Raw genomic sequence first — 21029 nt, 5'->3', positions numbered from 1 at the left:
GCCTTTAGCGGGGCTGGTTTTGTTTTTCGACCGGGATCAGTTTCCCCTCCGTATCGATTTTGGCGTTGATGGAGATGCCGGAGAGCCTGTTGAAGAGCTTGGCACCGTCTTCCTCCGTCATTTTAACAGGCTGCGCCCATTTGCTGAAAATCGGAATCAATTGAATACCGCAGGATTTCGTTTTGTTGCAGGTTGCGTTCATGATCACCGTTTCCCAGGTGGATGACGTATTATTGGTTGTGAAGATGAAGTTGCCGAGGCTGTAAGCAATCCATTTGCCGTTGTACTGCTCGAAACTTTGCAGCACATGCGGGTGGCTTGCTACGACAAGATCGGCCCCGTTATCGATATATAAATGCGCCAGATTGGTTTGTTCTTTTGCCGGTTTATCCTGGCGTTCCACTCCCCAGTGAGCAAGCACAATCACAAGGTCGGCGGTTTCCTTCGCATTGCGGATCGCCTCAAGCGCCAGATCGGTGGTATACGTTTGCGCTACGCCCGGCGTGGTGTTCGTGGCGTACCAGCTTTTATCTTCGGCGACTCTGCTGAAGCCGAGAAAGGCGATTTTCAGCCCATTTTTCTCCATAATCACCGGACGGTAAGCTTCTTTAATGTCTTTGCCCGCTCCGACGTATTGAATGTTTGCCGCTTTTAGCTGGTCGATGGTATCAAGCAGCCCGTCTTTACCGTAGTCGAGAATATGGTTGTTGGCCAAATTGACGACGTCGAAACCCGCTTCCGCAAATGCCGGCATAGCCTGCGGAGAGGAGCGGTATATGTAATCTTTGGTTTGCGCTTTGCCGCGAGTGGTCACCGGCGTTTCCAAATTGGCGACCGTTACGTCCGGCGACTCCAAATAGCTCTTCACTTCCTGATATGGATAGTCGTATCCATTTTGTTTCAGCAGGTCTTCCACTTTGCTGGCCCACATCACATCTCCCGTAAAAGCAAGCTTTACAACGCCGTCTTCCGGCGGCTTGGCTTGCGAAACCGGCTCGGCGTTAACCGATCCGTTCGTCCCTCCCTGAGCTTGAGGCGGATCCCCTTGCTTGACCGGCTCCGGAGGTTTGGCCGCGGCATTTGCTCCGTTATCCCCGGTGTTAGTGACAGGATTGGCATGGCTATCTGAACCCGCGCCCGCGATTTGTTCTGCAGTTTTGACAGCGGACGGGCCGGTCTGAGAGGCCGTTGCAGGCGGAGGATCCGCTTGCGGGACGTCGCCTTTATGGGACAACCAGTACATCAGCCCGCTGAATGAAGCAACGACAAGCACGGAAAGAATACTGATGGTGATCAAAGGACTGCGTTTTGTTGTCCGCCTGTGACGTTTGGATCTCGGTTCCATGTTCTCCCCCTTGATAATATGACAAAATCCAGCATATTGAACCCATTATAGCAGAAATGCGTCGAAAAATTCACATGCTTGTTCCGCTTTACTTTCCCCCTTTCGGGCATGATAATGAAGAAAATGCCAATTTGCTCAGTACATGCTTACGAGGTGAGCTTTACTTCGTAAAGCTCGGCACATCCTTACGAAGTGAGTTTTACTTCGTAAAACTCAGTACATGCTTACGAAGTGAGTTTTACTTCGTAAAACTCAGTACATGCTTACGAAGTGAGTTTTACTTCGTAAAACTCAGTACATGCTTACGAAGTGAGTTTTACTTAGTAAAACTCAGCACATCCTTACGAAGTGAGTTTTACTTCGTAAAACTCTTAGGAGGTATCCCGCCCATGAATTCATTTCAACAGCAGCTTGAAAAATACGCCGAACTTGCCGTCAAAGTCGGTGTCAACGTACAGAAAGGCCAACAGCTTGCCGTTACTGCGCCGCTGGAAACGGCGCCGCTCGTTCGGCTGATCGCCGCTCAAGCCTATGCCGCCGGGGCCAAATACGTCTATGTCGACTGGGAAGACGACGAGCTGCGCAGAACGTACATGCTGCACGCCCCGGAAGACACCTTGGAGCAATATCCGCTCCCTTGGCGAGCCAAAGGTTACATGGATATGGCCGATGAGAACGCGGCTTTTCTCACCGTCTACGCGCCGAATCCCGACCTGCTGAAAGATGCCGATCCGTCCCGGGTTGCCGCGGCCAGCAAAGCGGCGATGACCGCGATGCACGGTTTGCGCACGGCCAAGCAGAACAGCCGGGTCAGTTGGTCGATCGTATGCGCCGCCACAAAACCATGGGCAGCTAAAGTGTTCGCTGATCTTCAGCCGGATGAGGCCGTAGAGCAGCTGTGGGAGCATATTTTTCGCGCAACGCGGATCGATCAGGACGATCCGGTGTCGGCTTGGCAAACGCATCTCCGCGCCTTAACGGAGAAAACCGAAACGCTGAATCGCAAAAAATATAAAAAGCTGCATTATTCAGGTCCCGGCACCAACTTAAGCATTGCGCTGCCGGATCGCCATCTTTGGGCTGCGGCGGGGATGAACAACGCGCAAGGAACTTTTTTTGTGCCTAACATGCCGACAGAAGAAGTATTTACATTGCCGGACAAATATGGGATCAACGGAACGGTGTCCAGCACCAAACCGCTCAATTACAACGGCAGCCTGATCGACGGCTTCTCCCTTACATTCGAGAACGGCAAGGTTACCGGCTTTACCGCTCAAGAAGGCTACGAGACGTTGAAGCGGCTGATCGAAACCGACGAAGGTTCGGCTTATTTGGGCGAAGTCGCCATCGTCCCGCACGACTCTCCTATTTCGCGAATGGACCGGATCTTTTTTAACACCGCCTATGACGAAAATGCTTCTTCCCATTTGGCTATCGGCAGCGCTTATCCCTTCTGCCTTGAAGGCGGCGTACAGATGAACCCGGAGGAGCTTGCCAAACACGGGGTCAACCGCAGCCTCACCCATGTCGACTTTATGATCGGCTCCAGCGAACTCGATATTGACGGTGAGACCGCCGACGGTACCCGGGAACCGCTTGTCCGCCAAGGCAATTGGGTGTAATAGCAGCCTGATTTACATACCGGTTACAAGACCATTCATTTTCGAGACCGTTCAAGCGCCGCAAACGTTTGAAGCGGTCTTTTTTATGGGCATCTGTTAAAAAACTGTACCCCAATATTCGTGAGCACATCGTCCAATACGCGCGAAGCCGCAACCAGCATCTCGAATTGATTGAACATCATAAATTGGAGAGTTATTAAATACATACGAAAAAACAGAACAGCAGACAGGCCGTATGGGGTTCGATCACCGCCATGCGACGCCAGGACACGCACACAGAATTTGTGCGCGTAGAAATGTAAAGGCCGCTTCCGGAATTAACCGGTTGCGGCTGTTTTTTTTGGGATAAATAGACAAGCAACTTCGGATATTAGTAATAGCTGTAAAGCTATGTAAGTTGAACAAAAAGGAACGGGCTTCCAAAACATGTGTTCAACTTACATCGTATACGGAAAATAATTTCCAGGAAGGAGTTGGCCAAAATGAAGCGGTTCAAGCTCGTCTGTTTTTTTGCGTTATGCATACATCTGGCCGGTTGCAGTCCGATTGCCGGTATTCAGCACGCCGATGTCTATATGGAGGATCGCATGATCGCACAACAGATCGACGTGGTACCGGAGGGCCGCTCGGGAAAGGTGTGGGTACCGCTGTCCGTTATTTCCTCGTGTCTGGGCATGTCCGTTTATGAAAAAGACAATGCCTTGCTCATCGGATCGACCGGTCCTGCTTACACGCTGCAGCCCGGCCAAACGGCCGCTTTTCTCGGAGATAAGCCGGTAACCGTTGCGGATGCGCCTAAGTACATCGGAAACGAAGTATACGTAAGCGACCGCACGGTAACCGATTTATGGACATTCCCGGTCCATTGGGATTCGCAGCGGAAACGAATCGGCATCGCTTCTGCCGATCACAAGCAGTTGTCCAGTTGGCTAAATGCCTACAACTATACAAACTCGCCTACGCAGTTGAGTCATTTTCAAACCGGCCAATACCGGGCTATGACCAGCGCGGCCAAACCGAACTCCGCGGCGATTGTCGCTTATGCAAAGACGCTGCAGGGAGCTCCGTATCAATTCGCGGCTGATCCCGAAGCGACATCCGCGGCGGCGGCGTTTGACGCTCCCTCTTTTGTACGGCACGTGTTCGGGCACTTCGGCATAACCCTCCCGCGTAGGGCGATTTCCCAAGCAGAGCTCGGCACTACCGTAGCGGATGAGAACCTGCAGCCGGGAGATTTGATGTTTTTTGATATGCAGAAAGAGCCAAGCGGCAGCCGATATGTCAGCCATGTCGCGATATATACCGGGAACAACCGCTTTATTCACACTTACGGGGCGGACGGCGTTACCGTATCGGAGCTAAGCGGCGAATGGCGAAGCCGGTACTTATTCGCCAAAAGATGGGGCTAAACCCTTACCGTTTAGGGAGCAGCTTGACGTATTCGTCCGACATTTTCATCAGCGTCATGATGTAGTCGAAATCGTTGCGATACGGCTTGGCATTGGCATCCTGCAAGTTTTCCAGGGAAACGCCGGTCCCGTCGTCAAAATCTTTTCCCGGTGTAAACATGATTTGATTATTGAAAAAAGAACCGGTCGGCATGTAATATCTCATGCCAAACGACGTCTTTTGAATGTTCAGCAGGTCCTGCCCAAAATGCACAAAATTCCGGTCCGCAAGCGAGATGCCCAGCAAATTGGCAATCGTCGGCAAGATGTCGAGCTGCCCTCCGGTCTGCTCGATGACTTGCCCTTCCGTCTGACCGGGGATATGAATCATCAGCGGGATATTAAACCGCGATACGACCGGATGATAAGTGATGCCCAGCGCGGCGCTCACTTCTTTCGGGTCGTTGTCGTCCGGCTGCAGCCCAAAATGATCGCCGTACGCGACAAAAATCGTATTGTCCCATAGTCCCGCCTTTTTTAGACGGTCAATAAATGTGCCCATCGCATAATCGGTATAGTTGATCGCCAGCAAATAATCACCGAGCTGCTTTCCTTTCAGCGAATCGGGGATCGTCATTTTCCTAAATTGTTCCGGAACGGTGAACGGAAAATGGCTTGAAACCGTAATAAACTGCGCATAAAACGGTTTGTTTTGCGCAGCCAGCTCCGCCAGCTTCTCGGTGCCAACCCGGAATAGCTCCTCGTCCGAAGCGCCGAAGGAATTGAAGTTATCGTTGTTGTAATTCGGTTTATCGTAATAATGGTCAAAACCGATGGCGGGGTACAGCTTATCGCGGTCCCAGAAATGCACTTCATTGACGTGAAACGTGTCCGCTTCATAACCGATCGACTGAAGCAGCTTCGCCAGGCTGGGGAGATTGCGGTCTCCATAGCCGGTCGACATCGGTATCGTGCCGGTCGGATAAATCGACGTGTTGGACATAAACTCCGCATCGGACGTATTCCCTTGACCGATTTGCTGGAATATGTGCGGGAAATAAAAGCTTTGCTCCGCCAAGCGGTTCAGCACGGGCGTCAGCTCGCTGCCGTTGTACTTCAAATGAATCGGGAAATTTTGAAACGCCTCCAGCTGCACAACGATCAGGTTCTTGTCTTTTCCCGCGGCAAAATACTGAAGCTCCTGGCCTGCAGCGGCCTGCGGCCGGTAGCCGTAATCATTTTCGTAATCGTTAATCACAAGCCCGGCCTGATTCACATTGGCGAAACTCGTTTTATTTTTATCCCTGATGCCGTTCACGGCTACGGAAACTTCATAGTTTAGGAACCCAAGCTGTTCGGCCCGGACCAGCTCGTTGACGATGCCTTTGTCGTATTTGATAAAAAAAGCCGACACAACAAGCCCAGCAGCGGTCACGATAAGCAGCGGAATCCGGTTCACTCTGCGCGCCGAATACATATGAATTCGTTGCCGTCCCACCGCCACGCGCACAAGCAATATCAGCACAAAATCGGCAAAAAACAAATAATTCAGCGGTTGAATCGTCGCTTTGACGCTGGACGATATTTTCATAATTTGCTTCAGCTCCAGCGCCGCGGTATAGGTGACGATCGAGCCGAAATGCGAATAATACAGTGCCGCCGCAAAAAAGACAAGCGAAAGAAAAGCGTTAAACAGCCAGAAAACCGTACGCTTCGACCTGCCCCGGAACACCATTTCAATCAGCCCGGTGAAAATCAATACGCTCGCCAAATCAAGCAGCCACCACTTCAAGCTGATCTCGCTGAACAGAAAATATCTGAGCAGCGCCAGTTTTAACCATATAAACAAAGAGTACACCACATAAGGACTGCGCCAAACCGCTTGCCGCTGTTGTGTCATGGCCACCTCCGTCATCTTCGATATCGACCCATTTTCATATGCATATGAGCCGGCTTACGTTTCATTCATTTACCAAAAACAAGAATATATACTTCCTATCGTAAAATTCGGGCGCTAACTGCAAAAAAGCCAATGTTCTTAGGCGTGAAGCGCCGGAGCATTGGCTTTTTCATTGAATTCGGCGGCGAATCGCGGTTGTGCCGCTGTATCTGACGCCGTCAGTCTGACGTTATTGCTGCATCATGCCTCCGAATGGGCGCGGCCCGTCAAACGGGTTCATTCTGCCTTGCGGCCCTCCGTTAAAAGCCATACCGGATGGCTGTCCTGATTGCTGCATGTGCTGCATCGGCTGCATCGATTGCATCGGCTGATAGGTGTGCAGATACGTCTTGGCGGTATGATCGTTCATGGTCGGGACTTGGTATTGTCCAAGCCGGTTCATCAGCAAAAACACCTCATAGGACTGATCGGCGCAGGTGATCGCGCCTTGGATCAGCATATGCCGCACATTGGGATCGGCACATTCCAGCGCCCCCTGCATATGCAGCTTGGCGGAACTTTTATGGAAGCTGAGCATGGCGCACAAAATTTGGCTGTCGTTCATTCTTCCTTGCAGTTCGGGCGATACCGGTGCAGGGTTTCGCAGGCCGTATTGAATTTGCTGCGGCTGTACGCCCGCTCTGATGTCCGGATATGCCGGCATCGGCTGGTTCGCCGCACTGTAATCGTGGGTATACGCGACCAATTGGTCATAAGAGCCTGTTACGGATTGCATCTGGCGTTCAATCATCTCGCGCAGTTCCGCAGCTTGCGCAAATTGCGCATAAAGCGAGAAATGATTCATCATATTCAGCTTTTCACTTAGTATCTCATGAACTTCCATCGTTTCATGTGCTCCAAATGGCATAGTTAAACAGCTCCTCGGCAATAGATTAAAAACCAGTACATACTTTTTCCTGAAATAGGAAAATCTATGCGCGGATTTTTTCGAAGCCGGATATCCGTTAGTGAATTTCTGGCAACATGTGCTAAAATACAAATGGCGGACTTACGGTCATGGGAAGGGAGTACGGAAAACTTGTCAAATTGGAAACTCAACTTGGTCGTGCTTTGGCTCGGACAATTCCTCGTACTGGCTGGAATGACGATGATTACCCCGTTTTTGCCATTTTATATTCAGGAGCTCGGGATTACGGATGCACACTCCGTGGCCTTGTGGGGCGGGCTTATCTTTGCCGCGAATTTTGTCACTTCCTTTTTTGCCCAGCCCATTTGGGGCAGTTTGGCTGACCGGTACGGCCGAAAAATGATGCTGCTGCGTTCCGGTTTCGGCATGGCGCTAGTCATCGTGCTGATGGGTTTTGCGACGCACCCTTGGCAGCTGCTGCTGCTGCGGATGGTCAACGGTACGATCTCGGGTTTCGCTCCAGCGGCCGTGTCCTTGATGTCAGCCAACACCCCGAAGGAAAAAATGGGCTTTGCGCTTGGCACGCTGCAATCCGGTTCCGTCGGCGGTTCGATTCTTGGCCCGTTAATCGGCGGCTTGATGGCGGAATGGATCGGCTATCGGCCGATTTTTTACGTCACCGGCGTTTGTTTGTTTGGCGCTTCGCTGCTCGCGTTATTTTTTGTCAAAGAGTCGTTTGACGCCAAGAAAGCGGTCAAGCAGCCAAAGGAATCGATCGTGAAAGGCTTCAAGGAATTAAGCAAAACGCCGCAGCTGCCGTCCTTGTATTCGGTCACCTTATTGATTCAATTCGCTATGCTCAGCGCGATGCCGCTGATCCCGCTGTTTGTTCAGGAGCTTCACGGCCAAGACAAGATGCTTGCCTTGTACGCCGGTCTTGTCGGGTCGGTCACCGGCTTCTCCAATATGATCGCTTCGCCTCTGCTGGGCAAATTAAGCGATAAAATCGGTCCGGAGAAGGTGCTCAGCATCGCGTTGATCGGCGCGGCGCTTAGTTTTATCCCCCAAGCGTTTGTAACTAACATCTGGCAGCTGATGGCCTCCAGATTTATATTAGGTTTGTTTATGGGAGGCATGCTGCCTTCGGTGCAGACGCTGATTCGGCGGTTTACGCCTAACGGCAAAGAAAGCCGCTCCTTTAGTTACAATTCAAGCGCGTTAAGTCTTGGCAATATGCTGGGACCTGTCATCGGCGGAGCGCTGTCGGGGTGGATCGGCATCAAAGGTATTTTTCTCATGTCCTGCGCCCTGCTGCTTGTCAATGCCGCATGGGTCCGCAAAACATTGTACGTGAAGCCTTCGCATGAAACCGAAACATCGGTGAAATGAGCTAGCCAACAGCATTCGGTTCGTGTTAAAATAGCAAAAAAAGGAATATATGGTTACTCTCTGTGGAGGGCTGTACATTGAAGCTGAATGTAAAGCGAATGTTGTTTATCGCCTTATGCGCCGAGCTGCTGCTGTTGTATTGGACGCGTGCGGAATATAAGGAACAGAAGCAAGAAATCGTCTTTCACCAACAACAAGTTGAAGTGAGCAGCCCTGAAAAGACCGGCAACAAAGCACCTCAACCGCTTAAGAAACATGAATCATAAAGTATAAGCAACAGGCAGCATGGCCGAATCGCTAATGAATCGGCACATGCTGTTTTTTTATATTGCTCTCCTAAATTCGTGTGAGAAAAACTGTAGCGAAGTCTTTCAAGGATGAGAAGTGATCGAAAAATCGCTTTACTTTGTTAACGTGTTAATGTATTATACTATTATCGCAATAAAGCGATTGTTTGTACCGTTTGCCGATTCAGGCACTTTTAAAGAGGAGGATTACCTTGATGGAAAAAACACTAAAAATCGCATCGCGCAAAGCCGTGGAGAAACTGAAGCCCTACTCCCCCGGCAAACCGATTTGGGAAGTTCAGCGGGAGCTTGGCATCTCGCATGTCATCAAGCTGGCTTCCAACGAAAATCCGCTTGGCCCTTCGCCCAAAGCGGTGGAGGCGATATCTTCGAGCCTTGGCGAGCTGCATCGTTATCCCGATGCACAAGCATACACACTTAAGCAGGCGCTGGCGGATGCTTACCGGTTTGCTCCGGAAGAAATCATTGTCGGCAATGGAGCCGATGAATTGATTACTTTGATCTCGGAAACCTTTTTGGAAGCGGGTGATGAAATCATCGTCCCTTCGCCATCATTCAGCGAATATGAATTCGGCGCCGATTTGATGGGTGCCGTTACTGTGCCTGTGCCGCTTGGAGATGGATACGGCTATTCGGTCGAGGCGCTGCTGGCCGCAGTCACACCAAAAACCAAAGCGGTCTACATATGCTCGCCGAACAACCCGACCGGCACCTATATGACGAAATCGCAGCTGCAGAAGCTGCTTGAGGCGCTGCCCGAACATATTCTGGTGATCTTCGACTCGGCATATACCCATTTTGTAACCGAAGAGGACTACACCGACGGTTTTGAATTTATAAGGCAGGGCTACCCGGTCATCGTGCTTCAGACGTTTTCAAAAATTTACGGTCTTGCAGGCATACGGGTTGGCTTCGCCATCGGAAAAAGCAGCTTGATCGACCACATTTTGCGCGTCAAAGAACCCTTCAACGTCAACTCGCTGGCTCAAACGGCCGCGGTGGTCGCGCTTTCCGACACCGAGCATGTAGAAAGATCGCGGAGCGTAAATGCCGCAGGTCGCGAGCAGCTGTATGAAGGGCTGCACAAACTGCATCTGCAGTACACAAAAAGCATGGCGAATTTCGTGCTTATCCATCTCGGACAGGATGCCAAAGCAGTATACGACGGCCTGATGGCCAAAGGCATTATCGTGCGTTATGCGGGAATTTGGGGAATGCCTGAGTATATAAGAGTCTCTGTTGGAAATAACGGGGAGAACGAAGCTTTCTTGAAAGCTTTGGAGGAATTGCTGGCTTAAGCGTCAAGCCTCCGCAGCAGCGTGTACCGCAAATGCGCTACTGCTGCTGCGGCTGATCTTTCCGGCAGCATCTGCAATCGTGCCGGATTGTGCAAGTCAGACGAGGTCTACCTCAATCGTTCTGCATGCACGGCTGACGCCGTTCCTACATGCGAAACTTACCTTTTTTGCGCTGCTTGTTATTTGATTCGGGCCAAAGCCAAACCGTCGTAAGCGGGCAAAATCACGCCTTCCAGCCTGTCGTCTCCGGCGATCATTTCATTAAATCGGCGCAGCTTCACCACTCCGTTTCTTTTTTCTTCCGGATTCGCTACTTTACCGTGCAGCAGCGCATTGTCTCCAACGACAAGCGCTCCGGGCGCCGCCAGCTTGATCGCCCATTCCAAATAATTCGGGTAATTGCCCTTATCCGCATCGATAAAAAACAGATCAAATCGTTTCCCTTCCGAAGCAAGCTGCTCCAAACTGTGAAGCGCCTCCCCCACCCGGTATTCGACCCGATCGCCGAGGCCCGCTTCCTTCAAATGCCGATGAGCCAGTTCGGCATATTCAGCCTTAAGCTCCAGCGACACAAGCCTTCCGTCTTGCTCCAGCCCACGGGCCAAACAAATGCCGCTATAGCCTCCAAGCGCTCCGATCTCCAGCACATGTTTCGCCCGCACCAGCTTGACCAACAGCGTCAGCAGCCTCCCATAACCCGGTACAATCGAAATCTCCGGCATATGATTGGCTCTAATCGCCTCTTCCACCCGCTCCAGCATCTCATCCCGGGCAAACAACGATTCTACATATTGTTCCGCATCCATATGATCCCGCTCCTTATTATCTTGTGATTCCGTTCATTTGTCAGAGGCATGCCTTTCGCCTATACTATGATATTGTATGGTTTTTATTATCGGACTTCAAATGGATATGGAGTTGAATTAAACGTTATGGCGCAAATAGAGCTTATTGCCACGGCCCCGATGGGGCTGGAAGCCGTCGTCGAAAGCGAGGTGCGGCAGCTGGGCTACGATCAGATCACGGTTGAGAACGGGCGGGTTACGTTTATCGGGGACGAGTCGGCCATCTGCCGGGCCAATCTGTGGCTGCGGACGGCTGACCGGGTGCTTGTCAAGATGGGCCAGTTTCCGGCTCGGACTTTCGACGAGTTGTTCGAAGGGACCAAGGCGCTGCCTTGGCCGGATTGGATTCCGGAGGATGCGGAGTTTCCGGTAGACGGCCGTTCGCATAAATCCCAGCTGTCCAGCGTACCCGCTTGTCAGGGAATCGTCAAAAAAGCGATTGTCGAAAAGATGAAGGACCGGTATCACACCGAATGGTTCGGGGAAACCGGTCCGATGTTCCGAATCGAAGTTTCGCTGCTGAAAGACGTCGCTACGCTAACGCTGGATACGACCGGCATCGGCCTGCACAAACGCGGTTACCGCAAACTGGTCACGGAAGCGCCGCTGAAGGAAACGATGGCCGCCGCCCTCGTGCTGCTCAGCAAATGGCGGCCGGAGCGGCCGCTGTACGACCCGTTCTGCGGTTCCGGCACGATTGCGATCGAAGCTGCGATGATCGGCTGGAACATCGCCCCCGGGCTGCGCCGCACCTTCGACGCGGAGCATTGGCCGACCGTGCCGGAGAAGCTGTGGCTCGAAGCGCGCGACGAAGCCTACGATTTGCTGGCGGACGACGTGCCGCTGGATATCCAAGGCAGCGACATCGATCCGGCGGCGATCGACGTCGCCCTTGCCGCAGCCAAAGCGGCCGGGCTGTCCAAGGAGCTGCGCTTTCATACCGAGCCGGTAGCGAAAATCCGGCCCCAAGGCGAATACGGCTGCCTGATTACGAACCCGCCTTACGGCGAGCGGCTCGGCGAGCAGGACGAGGTCGAGCGGGCGCTGCGCCAACTGGGCAGCGTCACGGCGCAGCTGCCTTCCTGGAGCGTGTTTGTACTGTCGCCGAGCAAGCAGTTCGAGCACTACATGGGCCGCCCGGCTTCCCGCAAGCGGAAGCTGTATAATGGCCGGATCGAATGCCAGCTGTATCAATATTGGGTGTCTGGTGGAGTGTACGGGCGGGGGACCCCCTAAATCCCCCTGAAAGGGGGACCCCAGGCGCTGCGCCCTGGACCCGCCTCGGTGGAGCGGCTGTGTGCCTCGGACCCGCATCTTGGTGCGCTTTGCCATCGCTGGCGCTTGGCTTTAGCGCACCGTGCTCCACTGCGGCGCGGTGACGCGGGGCGCGGCTGTGTGCCTCGGACCCGCACTTTGGTGCGCTTTGCCATCGCTAGCGCTTGGCTTTAGCACACCGTGCTCCACTGCAGCGCGATGATGCGGGTCGGGGCTGTGTGCCTCGGGCCCGCGCATTGCGCACCTGCTTTTCGCTTCGCTTAAGCTTAGGTGCGCTGCGGCTCACTGCGGCGCGATGATGCGGGGAGCGGCAGTGTGCCTCGGACCCGCATCTTGGTGCGCTTTGCCATCGCTGGCGCTTGGCTTTAGCGCACCGTGCTCCACTGCGGCGCGGTGACGCGGGGCGCGGCTGTGTGCCTCGGACCCGCACTTTGGTGCGCTTTGCCATCGCTAGCGCTTGGCTTTAGCACACCGTGCTCCACTGCAGCGCGATGATGCGGGTCGGGGCTGTGTGCCTCGGGCTCGCGCATTGCTCACCTTTGCTTTTCGCTTCGCTTAAGCTTAAGGTGCGCTGCGCTTTCTTATGCTTAAGAGAGCTGCCTCTTAGCTTATTTGGTCCACAAGCAGCATAAAACCGCCGTACTTGGTAAACACGGAGATACTCCGATTTACCAAGTACGGCGGTTTTTTAATTGCGAACATACGTTCCCACTTGTGTGATATGATCTTAGAACACCAACTAGCTCCTTTTGCCACAATAACTATAACTCCGGAGCCTCAATAAACAGCTTCTTACAAACTTTTAAACCGTCTGACCTGCTCCGTGATCGCCAGCTCCGTCGGCAAACGCTCGATGCTGGAGGCGCCGAAAAATCCGGCGACGCCGTTGGTTCGGCCGAGCACATATTGCACATCTTCCGGTTCAGAAATCGGTCCGCCGTGGCATATGACCAAAATATCGGGATTGACGCTTTTGCCGGCGTCGTGAATGCGCTGCACGAGGTCTGCGGATTCGTCGAGCGTCAGTGCCGTTTTGGCGCCGATGCTGCCTTTGGTCGTCAAGCCGACATGGGCGACCAGCACATCCGCTCCTGCCGTAGCCATGTCAATCGCGTCCTGCTCACAGAATACATAGGGTGTTGTAAACATATCAAGCTCATGCGCTTTGCGGATCATATCGACCTCCAGCCCGTAGCCCATGCCGGTTTCCTCCAGGTTTTGCCGGAACACGCCGTCGCATAAGCCAACGGTAGGGAAATTTTGTACGCCGGAGAAGCCCATCTCCTTCAGCTGCTTTAAATAAACGTCCATCAGCCGGAACGGATCCGTGCCGCATACGCCTGCCAGTACAGGCGTATCACGTACGATCGGCAGCACTTCGCCGCCCATATCGACCACAATTTGGTTGGCGTCGCCATACGGCATGAGCCCGGCCAACGAACCACGTCCGGCCATCCGGTAACGCCCGGAATTGTAGATAATGATCAGATCGACGCCGCCCGCTTCGGCGCATTTCGCCGATAAGCCGGTTCCCGCCCCTGCGCCTACGATAAACTTCCCTTGCCCAATTTGCGAACGCAATCGGCGCAATATTTCTTGCCTTTCCAATGCCATATGTGTTACCCCTCTTTCTGTTCTAGGAACTTCAGCAGCCTTTCGGTAATACAATCGGCCACCAACGGGTCGTTGATGTCCTGCTCCAGTTCGATAAACGGAATGTCGCTTCGCAAATGAGCTTTTATCCCCTCATATAAAGCGGCTCTTTCCTCTTTGCCGTCAAACGCCTTGCCTTCCATATCCAGCAGCGACACTCCGCCTTTTGGGAAAATGACAACGGTCGGGGAGCTGCTTTTGTTCAATTTTTCGGCCAATATGGTGCCAAGCTGATGGTTTTCGTCCACTGTGGTGCGCATCAGCGTGGTGGTCGGATTATGCTGGTAAAACTTCCGTTCTTTAAACCGTTCGGGCACCGTCTCCGGCGGGCCGAAGTTGACCATATCAAGCGCCCCCACCGAAATAACCTGCGGGATGCCGGCCAAACCCGAAGCTTCCAGCCGGTTCGGACCGGCACTAAAAATGCCGCCAACCAGCTCATCGGCCAGCTCGGTTGTCGTAATGTCGGCGACGGCTTTAATGTATCCCGCGGAAATCAGCTCTTCCATCGCCATGCCGCCCGTGCCTGTGGCATGGAACACCAGCAGATCGTAACCCCGCTCTTCCAGCTTCTCCCGCACACGTGTAGCGCAAGGCGTCGTTACGCCAAACATCGTGATGCCCAGCGTAACCTTATCTTCGTCTTCCGTCGGTGCTTGCTCCTGCGAAAGATGCGAGATCATCCCGGCAAGAGCATAGGCGGCATTGCTCAGAATACGGCGGGACAACTTGTTAATTCCGGAAATATCGACGACGGAATACATCATCATAATATCTTTTACTCCGACATACGGCTTGGTATTGCCGGACGCGACAGTGGACACAAGCAGCTTCGGAATGCCGATCGGCAGCGCCTGCAGCGCGGAGGCCGCCACCGTTGTACCGGCCGTGCCGCCCATGCCGAATACGCCGCCGATGATTCCGCTTCGCTCCAGCTCCGCCATCGTGCGTTCGGCTCCTCGTGTCATAACGGCCACCGCCGTGCCGCGGTCGCTTCTCTCCCGCAGCTCCGCCAAGCTGGAGCCGCCGACAGCAGCCACCTCATCCGCGGAAACGTCCGGCGTAAAAAGCGGGTCCCCAAGTACCCCGGTATTAATCACAAATGTTTCCAAACCGCATGCTTCAAGCTGTTCCTTAACAAACAAATATTCCTGCCCTTTCGTATCCAAAGCGCCGATCAGAACCGCTTTTTTCCCCATAACGATCTATTCAGCTCCTCTCAAGGACTTTATAAATTATTCGCCGATCGTCTGACGATCCGGCGCAGAATAAGCGATAATCATCCGGCATGGCTCCCAACTGGTTGTCATCGCGTTATGCGGCACGCCCCGCGGGATGCGCAGCATCATGCCCGGCTCCAAATGAATCATTTCCTCCCCTAAGCTGTGGTCGCATTCGCCGGACAACACGAAAATGTACTCCTCGCAATTGGGATGCACGTGGCGCGGATTCGATTCTCCCGAGTGGATATACACCATGCCAAAAGTCATCTCGCTATCGGGGTCGATGTCCTGCCCGCAAAGCCATTGAATTTTACCCCAATTTTCATTGATCAAACGTGCCGGGTCCTGCTTCCTCAAATCCGAAACTGTCGCCATTTCCCTCATTCTCCTTTGCGTATGTTTGTATTTGTATCCAAATCTCAAGCTTCGTTAACGACCGAGACAACGCCCTCCGGCGTCGTTCGATACGCCTCAAACAGCTTGGCGATTTCCAGCGAAGCGTCAAGCGTGCCTTTTTGCGGCGGCTGTCCGGCGAGCACGCTTTCGCAAAAATGCAGCACCTCCGGCGCGTATCCAAGCATAAAGATATTTTTGTTATACAACTGGCCCAGCGAAAATTCCGGCTCCCAATGCAGCGGAGCTTCCTGTTCGTCGACCAAATAGCTGCCCGTTCTTCCGTACGGCCGTTTGCCGCTCAGTTTGCGGTAGTAGGTCAGATGCACCCCGTTTTCCAGCACGACGTTGGCGCCTTGCCCAATCACCTCGAGACGTTCCAGCGGACTGCTTCCGGCGATACCGGCCGTCATATGAAGCGTTCCGATCGCCCCGGACAAAAAACGGAGATTGGTCACCGATCCGCCGTTGACAGCTTCCCAGTCGTACGACATTTTGCCGATTTTGCCCATTAAATAATAAATAATGGCGCCTGGATGATAGATGTGATCGAGCAGACTGGTAAGGTTCTTCAAATCGGCCCGCGCGGAGAACGGCGGCATCGATTGCGGATAACGGACATAAATCGAAGACGGCGTCCCGAACTCGGGGGAGCTGATAATCTCCTTCACTTTGGCTACGCCCGGGAAAAACATCTTCTTCAACCCGGTCATCACATAACGTCCGCTCTGCTCGCTGGCCAACATCAGCTGCCGCACTTCCTCGGCGCTGGCCGCCGTAGGTTTCTCCATCCAGACGTGCACGCCCGCCCGCAGAGCATCCATGGCGATATCCGTCGCCTGCACCCGCCCGTCGGGGTGATAAGAAGTGACGATAAACACCGCATCCGGCTTTTCCTTCTCGAACATCTCGTTATAATCCGTATAATGCGCTTTGGCTCCGAATTGCCGGGCATAAGCGGCAGCCCGATCTCCGTCGCTGTCGCAGATGGCCGCTAAATCGACAGGCGCATATTGAAATGTCGGGTATACGTTGCGGAACGAATGCCCGCCCGCCCCGATAAAACAAACCTTCAGCTTACGTTCGTATTCAAAATTGTATTTTACGGGTACAAGATTCATGGTACACACTCCTTAAATGTTATTACGCCGGCTAAACCGGCAGCGAAAGAACTCCATCACTTAAGTGAACCGCTGGAAATCCCGCGCACAAACGATTTTTGCAGCAAAATATAAATCAGCATCGAAGGTATGAAAGCAAATACGACACCGGCAAACACAACGCCATAATCGGACGTATGCAAGCTGGAGAAACGCACGAGCCCCAGCGGGATCGTTCTTGAATCATTGCTTACAAGCACTAGCAGCGACAGCAGAAATTCGTTCCATGAGCCAAGAAAACTGAACACGGAAAGCGCCAGCACCCCCGGCTTCGACAACGGCAGCATGACACGCCGGAACGCTCCCCATGTGCCCGCTCCGTCAATGACGGCGGCTTCGATCAGCTCGTCGGGCAAATCGCGGAAAAAATTCCGCATCAAGTAGATCGCAAACGGAACTTCCAGCCCTACCTCGGCGATAATCAGTCCCAATTTATGATCGATCAGACCGTAACTTTTCAGCTGGTAAAATAAAGGGATAATGACCGATTGCGCCGGCATCGTCATGCCAAACAAGATGATATAGAAAACAAAGGGATGCTTGCGCAGCTTCATCTTCGCAAACGCGTAACCCGCCGGACAAGCGATCGCCGCCAATATGACCGTTACCGATACCGCGATCAGCAGGCTGTTCCAAAAATAGACGCCAAACTTGCCGTCCGTCCATGCGGTGTAAAAATTAACCCAATTCCATGATTTCGGAATGAGCGAAGCGCTGCCGAAAATTTCGGCGTCGCTTTTAAACGCGCTGGCAATGACCCACAGAAACGGCAGCACCGTTGCAGCCGTAAAGATGGCAAGCACGGAAAACACGGTGATCTGATAGTTGCGGATCGATTGTTTAAACATCATCTACTCTCCTTTTCGATCGCGCCATTGATTAAATAACACCGTCAAGACGATAACGGCGATCCCCAACGTTAATGCGGCCGCCGAAGCTTTCCCGATTTCGGAGCTTTGGAAAGCATCCCGCCATACATATACAGCCACCAGTTCGGAAGCGTTGTTCGGACCGCCTCCCGTCATCGCCCATACGGTGCCGAAACCTTTGAGCGAGCTGATGAACGCCAAGCTGAGCACCAGCGTAAGCGTATTGCGCAAAGACGGAAGCGTAATATAACGGAACTTTTGCCAAGGCGATGCGCCGTCGACGACCGATGCTTCATAAAGCAGGGGATCGATATTTTGCAGTCCCGCCAAAAAAATGACCATATAGAAGCCGTAAGCCTGCCAAGAGCTTGCTACACTGATGGAAGTCAGCACAAGCGACGTGTCCCCCAGCCAGGTTTTGGCGAGAAAGCCTAATCCGAGCTGCTTTAAGGTCAAGTTGATAAAACCGATGTTCGGATGGTACAGCTGCGCCCAAATGATACCTACAACGGATAAAGACAATACATGCGGCAAAAAGCATAATGTGCGGAATATGCTCTGCCCCCACCTGACCTGCGCAATCAGCAGCGCCATCACAAGCCCGCCGCCGACGGCAAATACAACGTGAAGCACCCACCAGATGAGAGTGCGCAGGAGCGACGCAAGAAAGCGGGGCTCCGACCACAGATGCACGTAATTGGAAAAACCTACGAAATCCATGGAAGGCATCATGCCGTCCCAGTTAAACAAGCTGAGCTGCACGGAAACGAGCAGCGGCAATAAAATAATTGCGACATAAAAACATAAGGCCGGCAGAGAGAATAATAATGCCCATCCATATTCGGGAACCAGCTTGGCTATACGTCCTTTTGCGTAAGACGACGTTTTTTTCCGGTCCGAAACCGTTACATCCATGAAACGCCACACCTCCCTTCACAAAGACGTTCAGCCGCTTACTTCGTTTGTTTCGCCTTCGCCATCTCCGCTTCAATCGCTTTAAACGCTTCTGCCGGCGAGCCGCCTGCCGTAATGCTGTCCACCGCTGCATACCAAGCATCTTTGGCTTTGGCAGGCAGGTATACGCTGGGGTTGTAACCCGCTCCGTTTTTCAGCATCTCCGACGCTTTTTCAATCGCGGGATCGTTTTTCACTTTGCTTGTCGCTTCAACGACGGGCACGAGGCTTCCCGCATTGGCCGCAACAACCTTTAAATACTCCTCGCTGGACACCCAATCCAGCCATTTTTCCGCGGCATCGATATTTTTCGTTGTGGCATTTACGATCCAGCTGTGGGCAAGCCCGGCGCTCGGCCGTGCGGGACGTCCCGCTTCGCGCGACGGCAGCAGGAACGTGTCGAATTTGTTGACATCGTTGCCTTTTTTCCGTTCCGAAGCGATAAAGCCCTGCGACGATATCGTCATCGCCGCTTGCCCGGACAGAAACGCCGCTTGGGCTTGCGCTTGATCGATCGCGCTGGCGTCCTTGCCATTGACATATCCGGCGTCAAGCAGCTGCTTCAGCATTTCCCCGCCGAGCACGATTTCCTTCTGGTCGAATGGGCCTTTGCCAAATATGACGTCCGTCATCCGGTCTTTTCCCGCTGCGGCTTCCACCAGATTGCCGAGCATCCAGCCGCCGCCGATGCCTTTGCGGAAGCCGGCCGCAATCGGCAAAATATTGGCGTTTTTCAGCTTGGCGCAATTGTCGAGAAATTCCTCCCACGTTGAAGGCGGTTTCAATCCGTACTTTTGAAACATCTCTTTATTGTAGTAGACGGAAAATACATCGACGCCTTCGACCAGCTCATATACCTTGCCGTTTCCTTGTACCCTTGTCTGATCGATAACCCACTTCTGATAACGGCTTTCGATGTTATATTTTTTCATCGCATCTTCAATCGGCAAAATCAGACCCGCATTTGAAAGCAAGCCGACACGCCCCGGGCCCGAGCTGACCACCATCACATCCGGCCCGCTGCCGGAACGCAGCAACGCTTGAATGGATCCGTCCTCGAAATCGTTGTTCCCGGGATTCCATTCGACCTTGATATTCGAATACTTCTTCTCAAACGCTTCATTGACGGCTTTCGTGTAAGGGTACTCGATGCCCCCTACCCTCAAGGTAACGGGCCCGCTCGCGGGCGGCGCGCCCGTCCCTGACGTTTTGGGCGCAGCCGTATCTGCAGGTTTGACGGCTCCCGGCGCCGCAGCGCTGCAGCCGGCCGCCGCCGTGACGATTACGGACGTTAACAATAGATACGAAATGCTTTTCAATGAAAACACCCCTTCATATACAAATTGTTTGTATGTCCTTATGCGTTTAATTAAATGACTTCCAGACCGTCCTTATCCGGGAGCCTTGGATAAACGGAATGAGGTTCCGCCTGATACCAATACGCGACGGAAGCAATATCGTCCTGCAATGGCAGATACCTTCTTCCCGAACGCCAGCCCAATGCTTGAATCGTTACTTTCAGCTCTTGCTCGAACCGGATCGGATCCATCACATGCCACCGGTACATGCCGAACCTTTGCTGGCTTCTGTATAATCCGTCGGGTTTAATCACCTGGTGCATGCCGAGAAATGCGGTCGAGTAGGTGCCGTATTGGCCTTGCGGTTGTTCCCAGTTCCATGCCCCGCCGAAATAATCCTCCGTTCCCGTACCGCAAATGGTCGGGTAGTCGACATCGCCATCCATATAGAACTTGATTTCGCCTTCCCCAAACCAGCCCGTATTGTTGACCTGCCATGCCATGTAGGTGCCGACATAATGGCCTTTTCCTTGTACCCCGTCCAGAATGGTGTGCACTTCTTTGTACGGCAGCGGGTTGCTGCGCCGCCACTGGGCATGAAAATAAGCCGCTTTGTCATCGATTTCCGTCAAGGCATAGTTGACTTGATAATACACGGTAGCTTCTTGCTCCGAGATGTTCTCCAGCGTTATTTTGGCCGCCTTGCGAAACGGCATCTCCCAATAGCTGTTCATCCCTCCGGCCGGATTGACGGCAATCGGCAGCGAGTTGACATTGCTCCGCTCGCACCAGCCGTTGCAGAAAAAGTCGCCTAGCGGCACTTCGACGGAAGGAAGCTGCTCCTCATCCCAATACATGCGCAAAATCAGCATTCTCCAGCGGTCTGGGAAACAAGTGATCCAGAAATGCTGAATCACCCCCGATGCGGAAATATCCGCAAGCGTAAACGTCGATTTCGCCGGGATATTTACCGAAGGCGAAACTTTCCAGCCTACCCCCAAATCGCGGGCGCATGCGGCGCCTGTTCCTTCGCTCGCCATACCTCCTTTTCCTTTTTCCCCGGTAAAGTTCTCAGGGCTGATTGAGCGGGTTTGGGCGTCGGACAATAAAGACAAGCGGCCTAACCCAGGATACATACACATCTCCTCCTTAAATGAAACGTAATTAATAAATAATAAATTATGTATAATTATATTCAACCA

The 21029-nt window shown here is 53.0% G+C and carries 18 protein-coding genes; 6 read left to right on the top strand and 12 right to left on the bottom strand.

The annotated features are described in order from the left end of the window. Positions 1-4: 4 nt before the first annotated feature. Entirely contained in the window at positions 5-1345 is a 1341-nt protein-coding gene (locus EYB31_RS04035; protein WP_240762038.1) for a CapA family protein, read from the bottom strand. A gap of 389 nt (positions 1346-1734) precedes the next feature. Here EYB31_RS04035 and EYB31_RS04030 point away from each other — a divergent pair, with 389 nt between their 5' ends. Together EYB31_RS04030 and EYB31_RS04025 are read left to right on the top strand one after the other, a co-directional pair. After that, positions 1735-2967, top strand: a complete 1233-nt coding sequence (locus EYB31_RS04030) for an aminopeptidase (protein ID WP_131011978.1) — start codon at positions 1735-1737, stop codon at positions 2965-2967. A 482-nt stretch (positions 2968-3449) separates the two neighbouring features. Continuing rightward, positions 3450-4376, top strand: a complete 927-nt coding sequence (locus EYB31_RS04025; RefSeq protein ID WP_131011977.1) for a C40 family peptidase — start codon at positions 3450-3452, stop codon at positions 4374-4376. Positions 4377-4380: 4 nt separating this feature from the next. Here EYB31_RS04025 and EYB31_RS04020 read toward each other — a convergent pair whose 3' ends face one another. Then, complete coding sequence (locus EYB31_RS04020; RefSeq protein ID WP_131011976.1) at positions 4381-6255, bottom strand: LTA synthase family protein; 1875 nt, start codon at positions 6253-6255, stop codon at positions 4381-4383. 229 nt (positions 6256-6484) lie between these two features. After that, the gene (locus EYB31_RS04015) at positions 6485-7162 is read right to left on the bottom strand and encodes a spore coat protein (protein ID WP_131011975.1); all 678 of its coding nucleotides are present in this window, start codon (positions 7160-7162) and stop codon (positions 6485-6487) included. Between the two features lie 171 nt (positions 7163-7333). On the opposite strand from EYB31_RS04015, the gene EYB31_RS04010 reads away from it, so the two are divergent. The 3 genes from EYB31_RS04010 to hisC all read left to right on the top strand — a co-directional run bounded on the left by EYB31_RS04010 (position 7334) and on the right by hisC (position 10157). Then, the gene (locus EYB31_RS04010) at positions 7334-8551 is read left to right on the top strand and encodes an MFS transporter (protein ID WP_131011974.1); all 1218 of its coding nucleotides are present in this window, start codon (positions 7334-7336) and stop codon (positions 8549-8551) included. Between the two features lie 77 nt (positions 8552-8628). Next, positions 8629-8817 (top strand): hypothetical protein, encoded by a 189-nt coding sequence (locus EYB31_RS04005; protein ID WP_131011973.1) that lies wholly within the window; start codon positions 8629-8631, stop codon positions 8815-8817. Between the two features lie 236 nt (positions 8818-9053). Beyond that, positions 9054-10157 carry a histidinol-phosphate transaminase gene (hisC, locus tag EYB31_RS04000; RefSeq protein ID WP_131011972.1) on the top strand — a complete coding sequence of 368 codons (1104 nt, stop codon included), beginning with the start codon at positions 9054-9056 and terminating at the stop codon, positions 10155-10157. Between the two features lie 179 nt (positions 10158-10336). Here hisC and EYB31_RS03995 read toward each other — a convergent pair whose 3' ends face one another. Next, positions 10337-10963, bottom strand: coding sequence for an O-methyltransferase (locus tag EYB31_RS03995; RefSeq protein ID WP_131011971.1), 627 nt, complete (start codon positions 10961-10963; stop codon positions 10337-10339). A gap of 126 nt (positions 10964-11089) precedes the next feature. Here EYB31_RS03995 and EYB31_RS03990 point away from each other — a divergent pair, with 126 nt between their 5' ends. Continuing rightward, positions 11090-12238, top strand: coding sequence for a THUMP domain-containing class I SAM-dependent RNA methyltransferase (locus tag EYB31_RS03990; protein ID WP_131011970.1), 1149 nt, complete (start codon positions 11090-11092; stop codon positions 12236-12238). 831 nt (positions 12239-13069) lie between these two features. Here EYB31_RS03990 and EYB31_RS03985 read toward each other — a convergent pair. The 8 genes from EYB31_RS03985 to EYB31_RS03950 all read right to left on the bottom strand — a co-directional run bounded on the left by EYB31_RS03985 (position 13070) and on the right by EYB31_RS03950 (position 20963). Further along, positions 13070-13891, bottom strand: coding sequence for a phosphoenolpyruvate hydrolase family protein (locus EYB31_RS03985; protein WP_131011969.1), 822 nt, complete (start codon positions 13889-13891; stop codon positions 13070-13072). Between the two features lie 5 nt (positions 13892-13896). Then, the gene (locus EYB31_RS03980) at positions 13897-15129 is read right to left on the bottom strand and encodes a Tm-1-like ATP-binding domain-containing protein (RefSeq protein WP_131011968.1); all 1233 of its coding nucleotides are present in this window, start codon (positions 15127-15129) and stop codon (positions 13897-13899) included. Between the two features lie 36 nt (positions 15130-15165). Next, a complete protein-coding gene (locus tag EYB31_RS03975; RefSeq protein WP_131011967.1) occupies positions 15166-15528 on the bottom strand; it encodes a cupin domain-containing protein in 363 nt (120 codons plus the stop codon). Positions 15529-15572: 44 nt separating this feature from the next. Further along, positions 15573-16667 carry a Gfo/Idh/MocA family protein gene (locus EYB31_RS03970; RefSeq protein ID WP_131011966.1) on the bottom strand — a complete coding sequence of 365 codons (1095 nt, stop codon included), beginning with the start codon at positions 16665-16667 and terminating at the stop codon, positions 15573-15575. Between the two features lie 56 nt (positions 16668-16723). Further along, the gene (locus tag EYB31_RS03965; protein WP_131011965.1) at positions 16724-17557 is read right to left on the bottom strand and encodes a carbohydrate ABC transporter permease; all 834 of its coding nucleotides are present in this window, start codon (positions 17555-17557) and stop codon (positions 16724-16726) included. Beyond that, positions 17558-18490, bottom strand: a complete 933-nt coding sequence (locus EYB31_RS03960) for a carbohydrate ABC transporter permease (RefSeq protein WP_131011964.1) — start codon at positions 18488-18490, stop codon at positions 17558-17560. Between the two features lie 38 nt (positions 18491-18528). Continuing rightward, complete coding sequence (locus tag EYB31_RS03955; RefSeq protein ID WP_165452200.1) at positions 18529-19827, bottom strand: ABC transporter substrate-binding protein; 1299 nt, start codon at positions 19825-19827, stop codon at positions 18529-18531. Positions 19828-19898: 71 nt separating this feature from the next. After that, the gene (locus EYB31_RS03950; RefSeq protein WP_240762037.1) at positions 19899-20963 is read right to left on the bottom strand and encodes a glycoside hydrolase family 172 protein; all 1065 of its coding nucleotides are present in this window, start codon (positions 20961-20963) and stop codon (positions 19899-19901) included. Positions 20964-21029 lie beyond the last annotated feature (66 nt).

It is taken from the genome of Paenibacillus thalictri (assembly GCF_004307995.1).
GTDB lineage: Bacteria > Bacillota > Bacilli > Paenibacillales > NBRC-103111 > Paenibacillus_AF > Paenibacillus_AF thalictri.
Note: the sequence above shows the minus strand (reverse complement) of the source record. Positions and strands in the feature narration are given on the sequence as shown.

What these genes read in the sequence shown, in the direction of transcription:
- EYB31_RS03965 (WP_131011965.1), bottom strand. Translation starts at nt 17,557, where the DNA reads ATGATGTTTAAACAATCGATCCGCAACTATCAGATCACCGTGTTTTCC.
- EYB31_RS04025 (WP_131011977.1), top strand. Translation starts at nt 3,450, where the DNA reads ATGAAGCGGTTCAAGCTCGTCTGTTTTTTTGCGTTATGCATACATCTG.
- EYB31_RS03970 (WP_131011966.1), bottom strand. Translation starts at nt 16,667, where the DNA reads ATGAATCTTGTACCCGTAAAATACAATTTTGAATACGAACGTAAGCTG.
- EYB31_RS03985 (WP_131011969.1), bottom strand. Translation starts at nt 13,891, where the DNA reads ATGGCATTGGAAAGGCAAGAAATATTGCGCCGATTGCGTTCGCAAATT.
- EYB31_RS03980 (WP_131011968.1), bottom strand. Translation starts at nt 15,129, where the DNA reads ATGGGGAAAAAAGCGGTTCTGATCGGCGCTTTGGATACGAAAGGGCAG.
- EYB31_RS03975 (WP_131011967.1), bottom strand. Translation starts at nt 15,528, where the DNA reads ATGGCGACAGTTTCGGATTTGAGGAAGCAGGACCCGGCACGTTTGATC.
- EYB31_RS03950 (WP_240762037.1), bottom strand. Translation starts at nt 20,963, where the DNA reads ATGTATCCTGGGTTAGGCCGCTTGTCTTTATTGTCCGACGCCCAAACC.
- EYB31_RS04015 (WP_131011975.1), bottom strand. Translation starts at nt 7,162, where the DNA reads ATGCCATTTGGAGCACATGAAACGATGGAAGTTCATGAGATACTAAGT.
- EYB31_RS03960 (WP_131011964.1), bottom strand. Translation starts at nt 18,490, where the DNA reads ATGGATGTAACGGTTTCGGACCGGAAAAAAACGTCGTCTTACGCAAAA.
- EYB31_RS04035 (WP_240762038.1), bottom strand. Translation starts at nt 1,345, where the DNA reads ATGGAACCGAGATCCAAACGTCACAGGCGGACAACAAAACGCAGTCCT.
- EYB31_RS03995 (WP_131011971.1), bottom strand. Translation starts at nt 10,963, where the DNA reads ATGGATGCGGAACAATATGTAGAATCGTTGTTTGCCCGGGATGAGATG.
- hisC (WP_131011972.1), top strand. Translation starts at nt 9,054, where the DNA reads ATGGAAAAAACACTAAAAATCGCATCGCGCAAAGCCGTGGAGAAACTG.
- EYB31_RS04030 (WP_131011978.1), top strand. Translation starts at nt 1,735, where the DNA reads ATGAATTCATTTCAACAGCAGCTTGAAAAATACGCCGAACTTGCCGTC.
- EYB31_RS03990 (WP_131011970.1), top strand. Translation starts at nt 11,090, where the DNA reads ATGGCGCAAATAGAGCTTATTGCCACGGCCCCGATGGGGCTGGAAGCC.
- EYB31_RS04020 (WP_131011976.1), bottom strand. Translation starts at nt 6,255, where the DNA reads ATGACACAACAGCGGCAAGCGGTTTGGCGCAGTCCTTATGTGGTGTAC.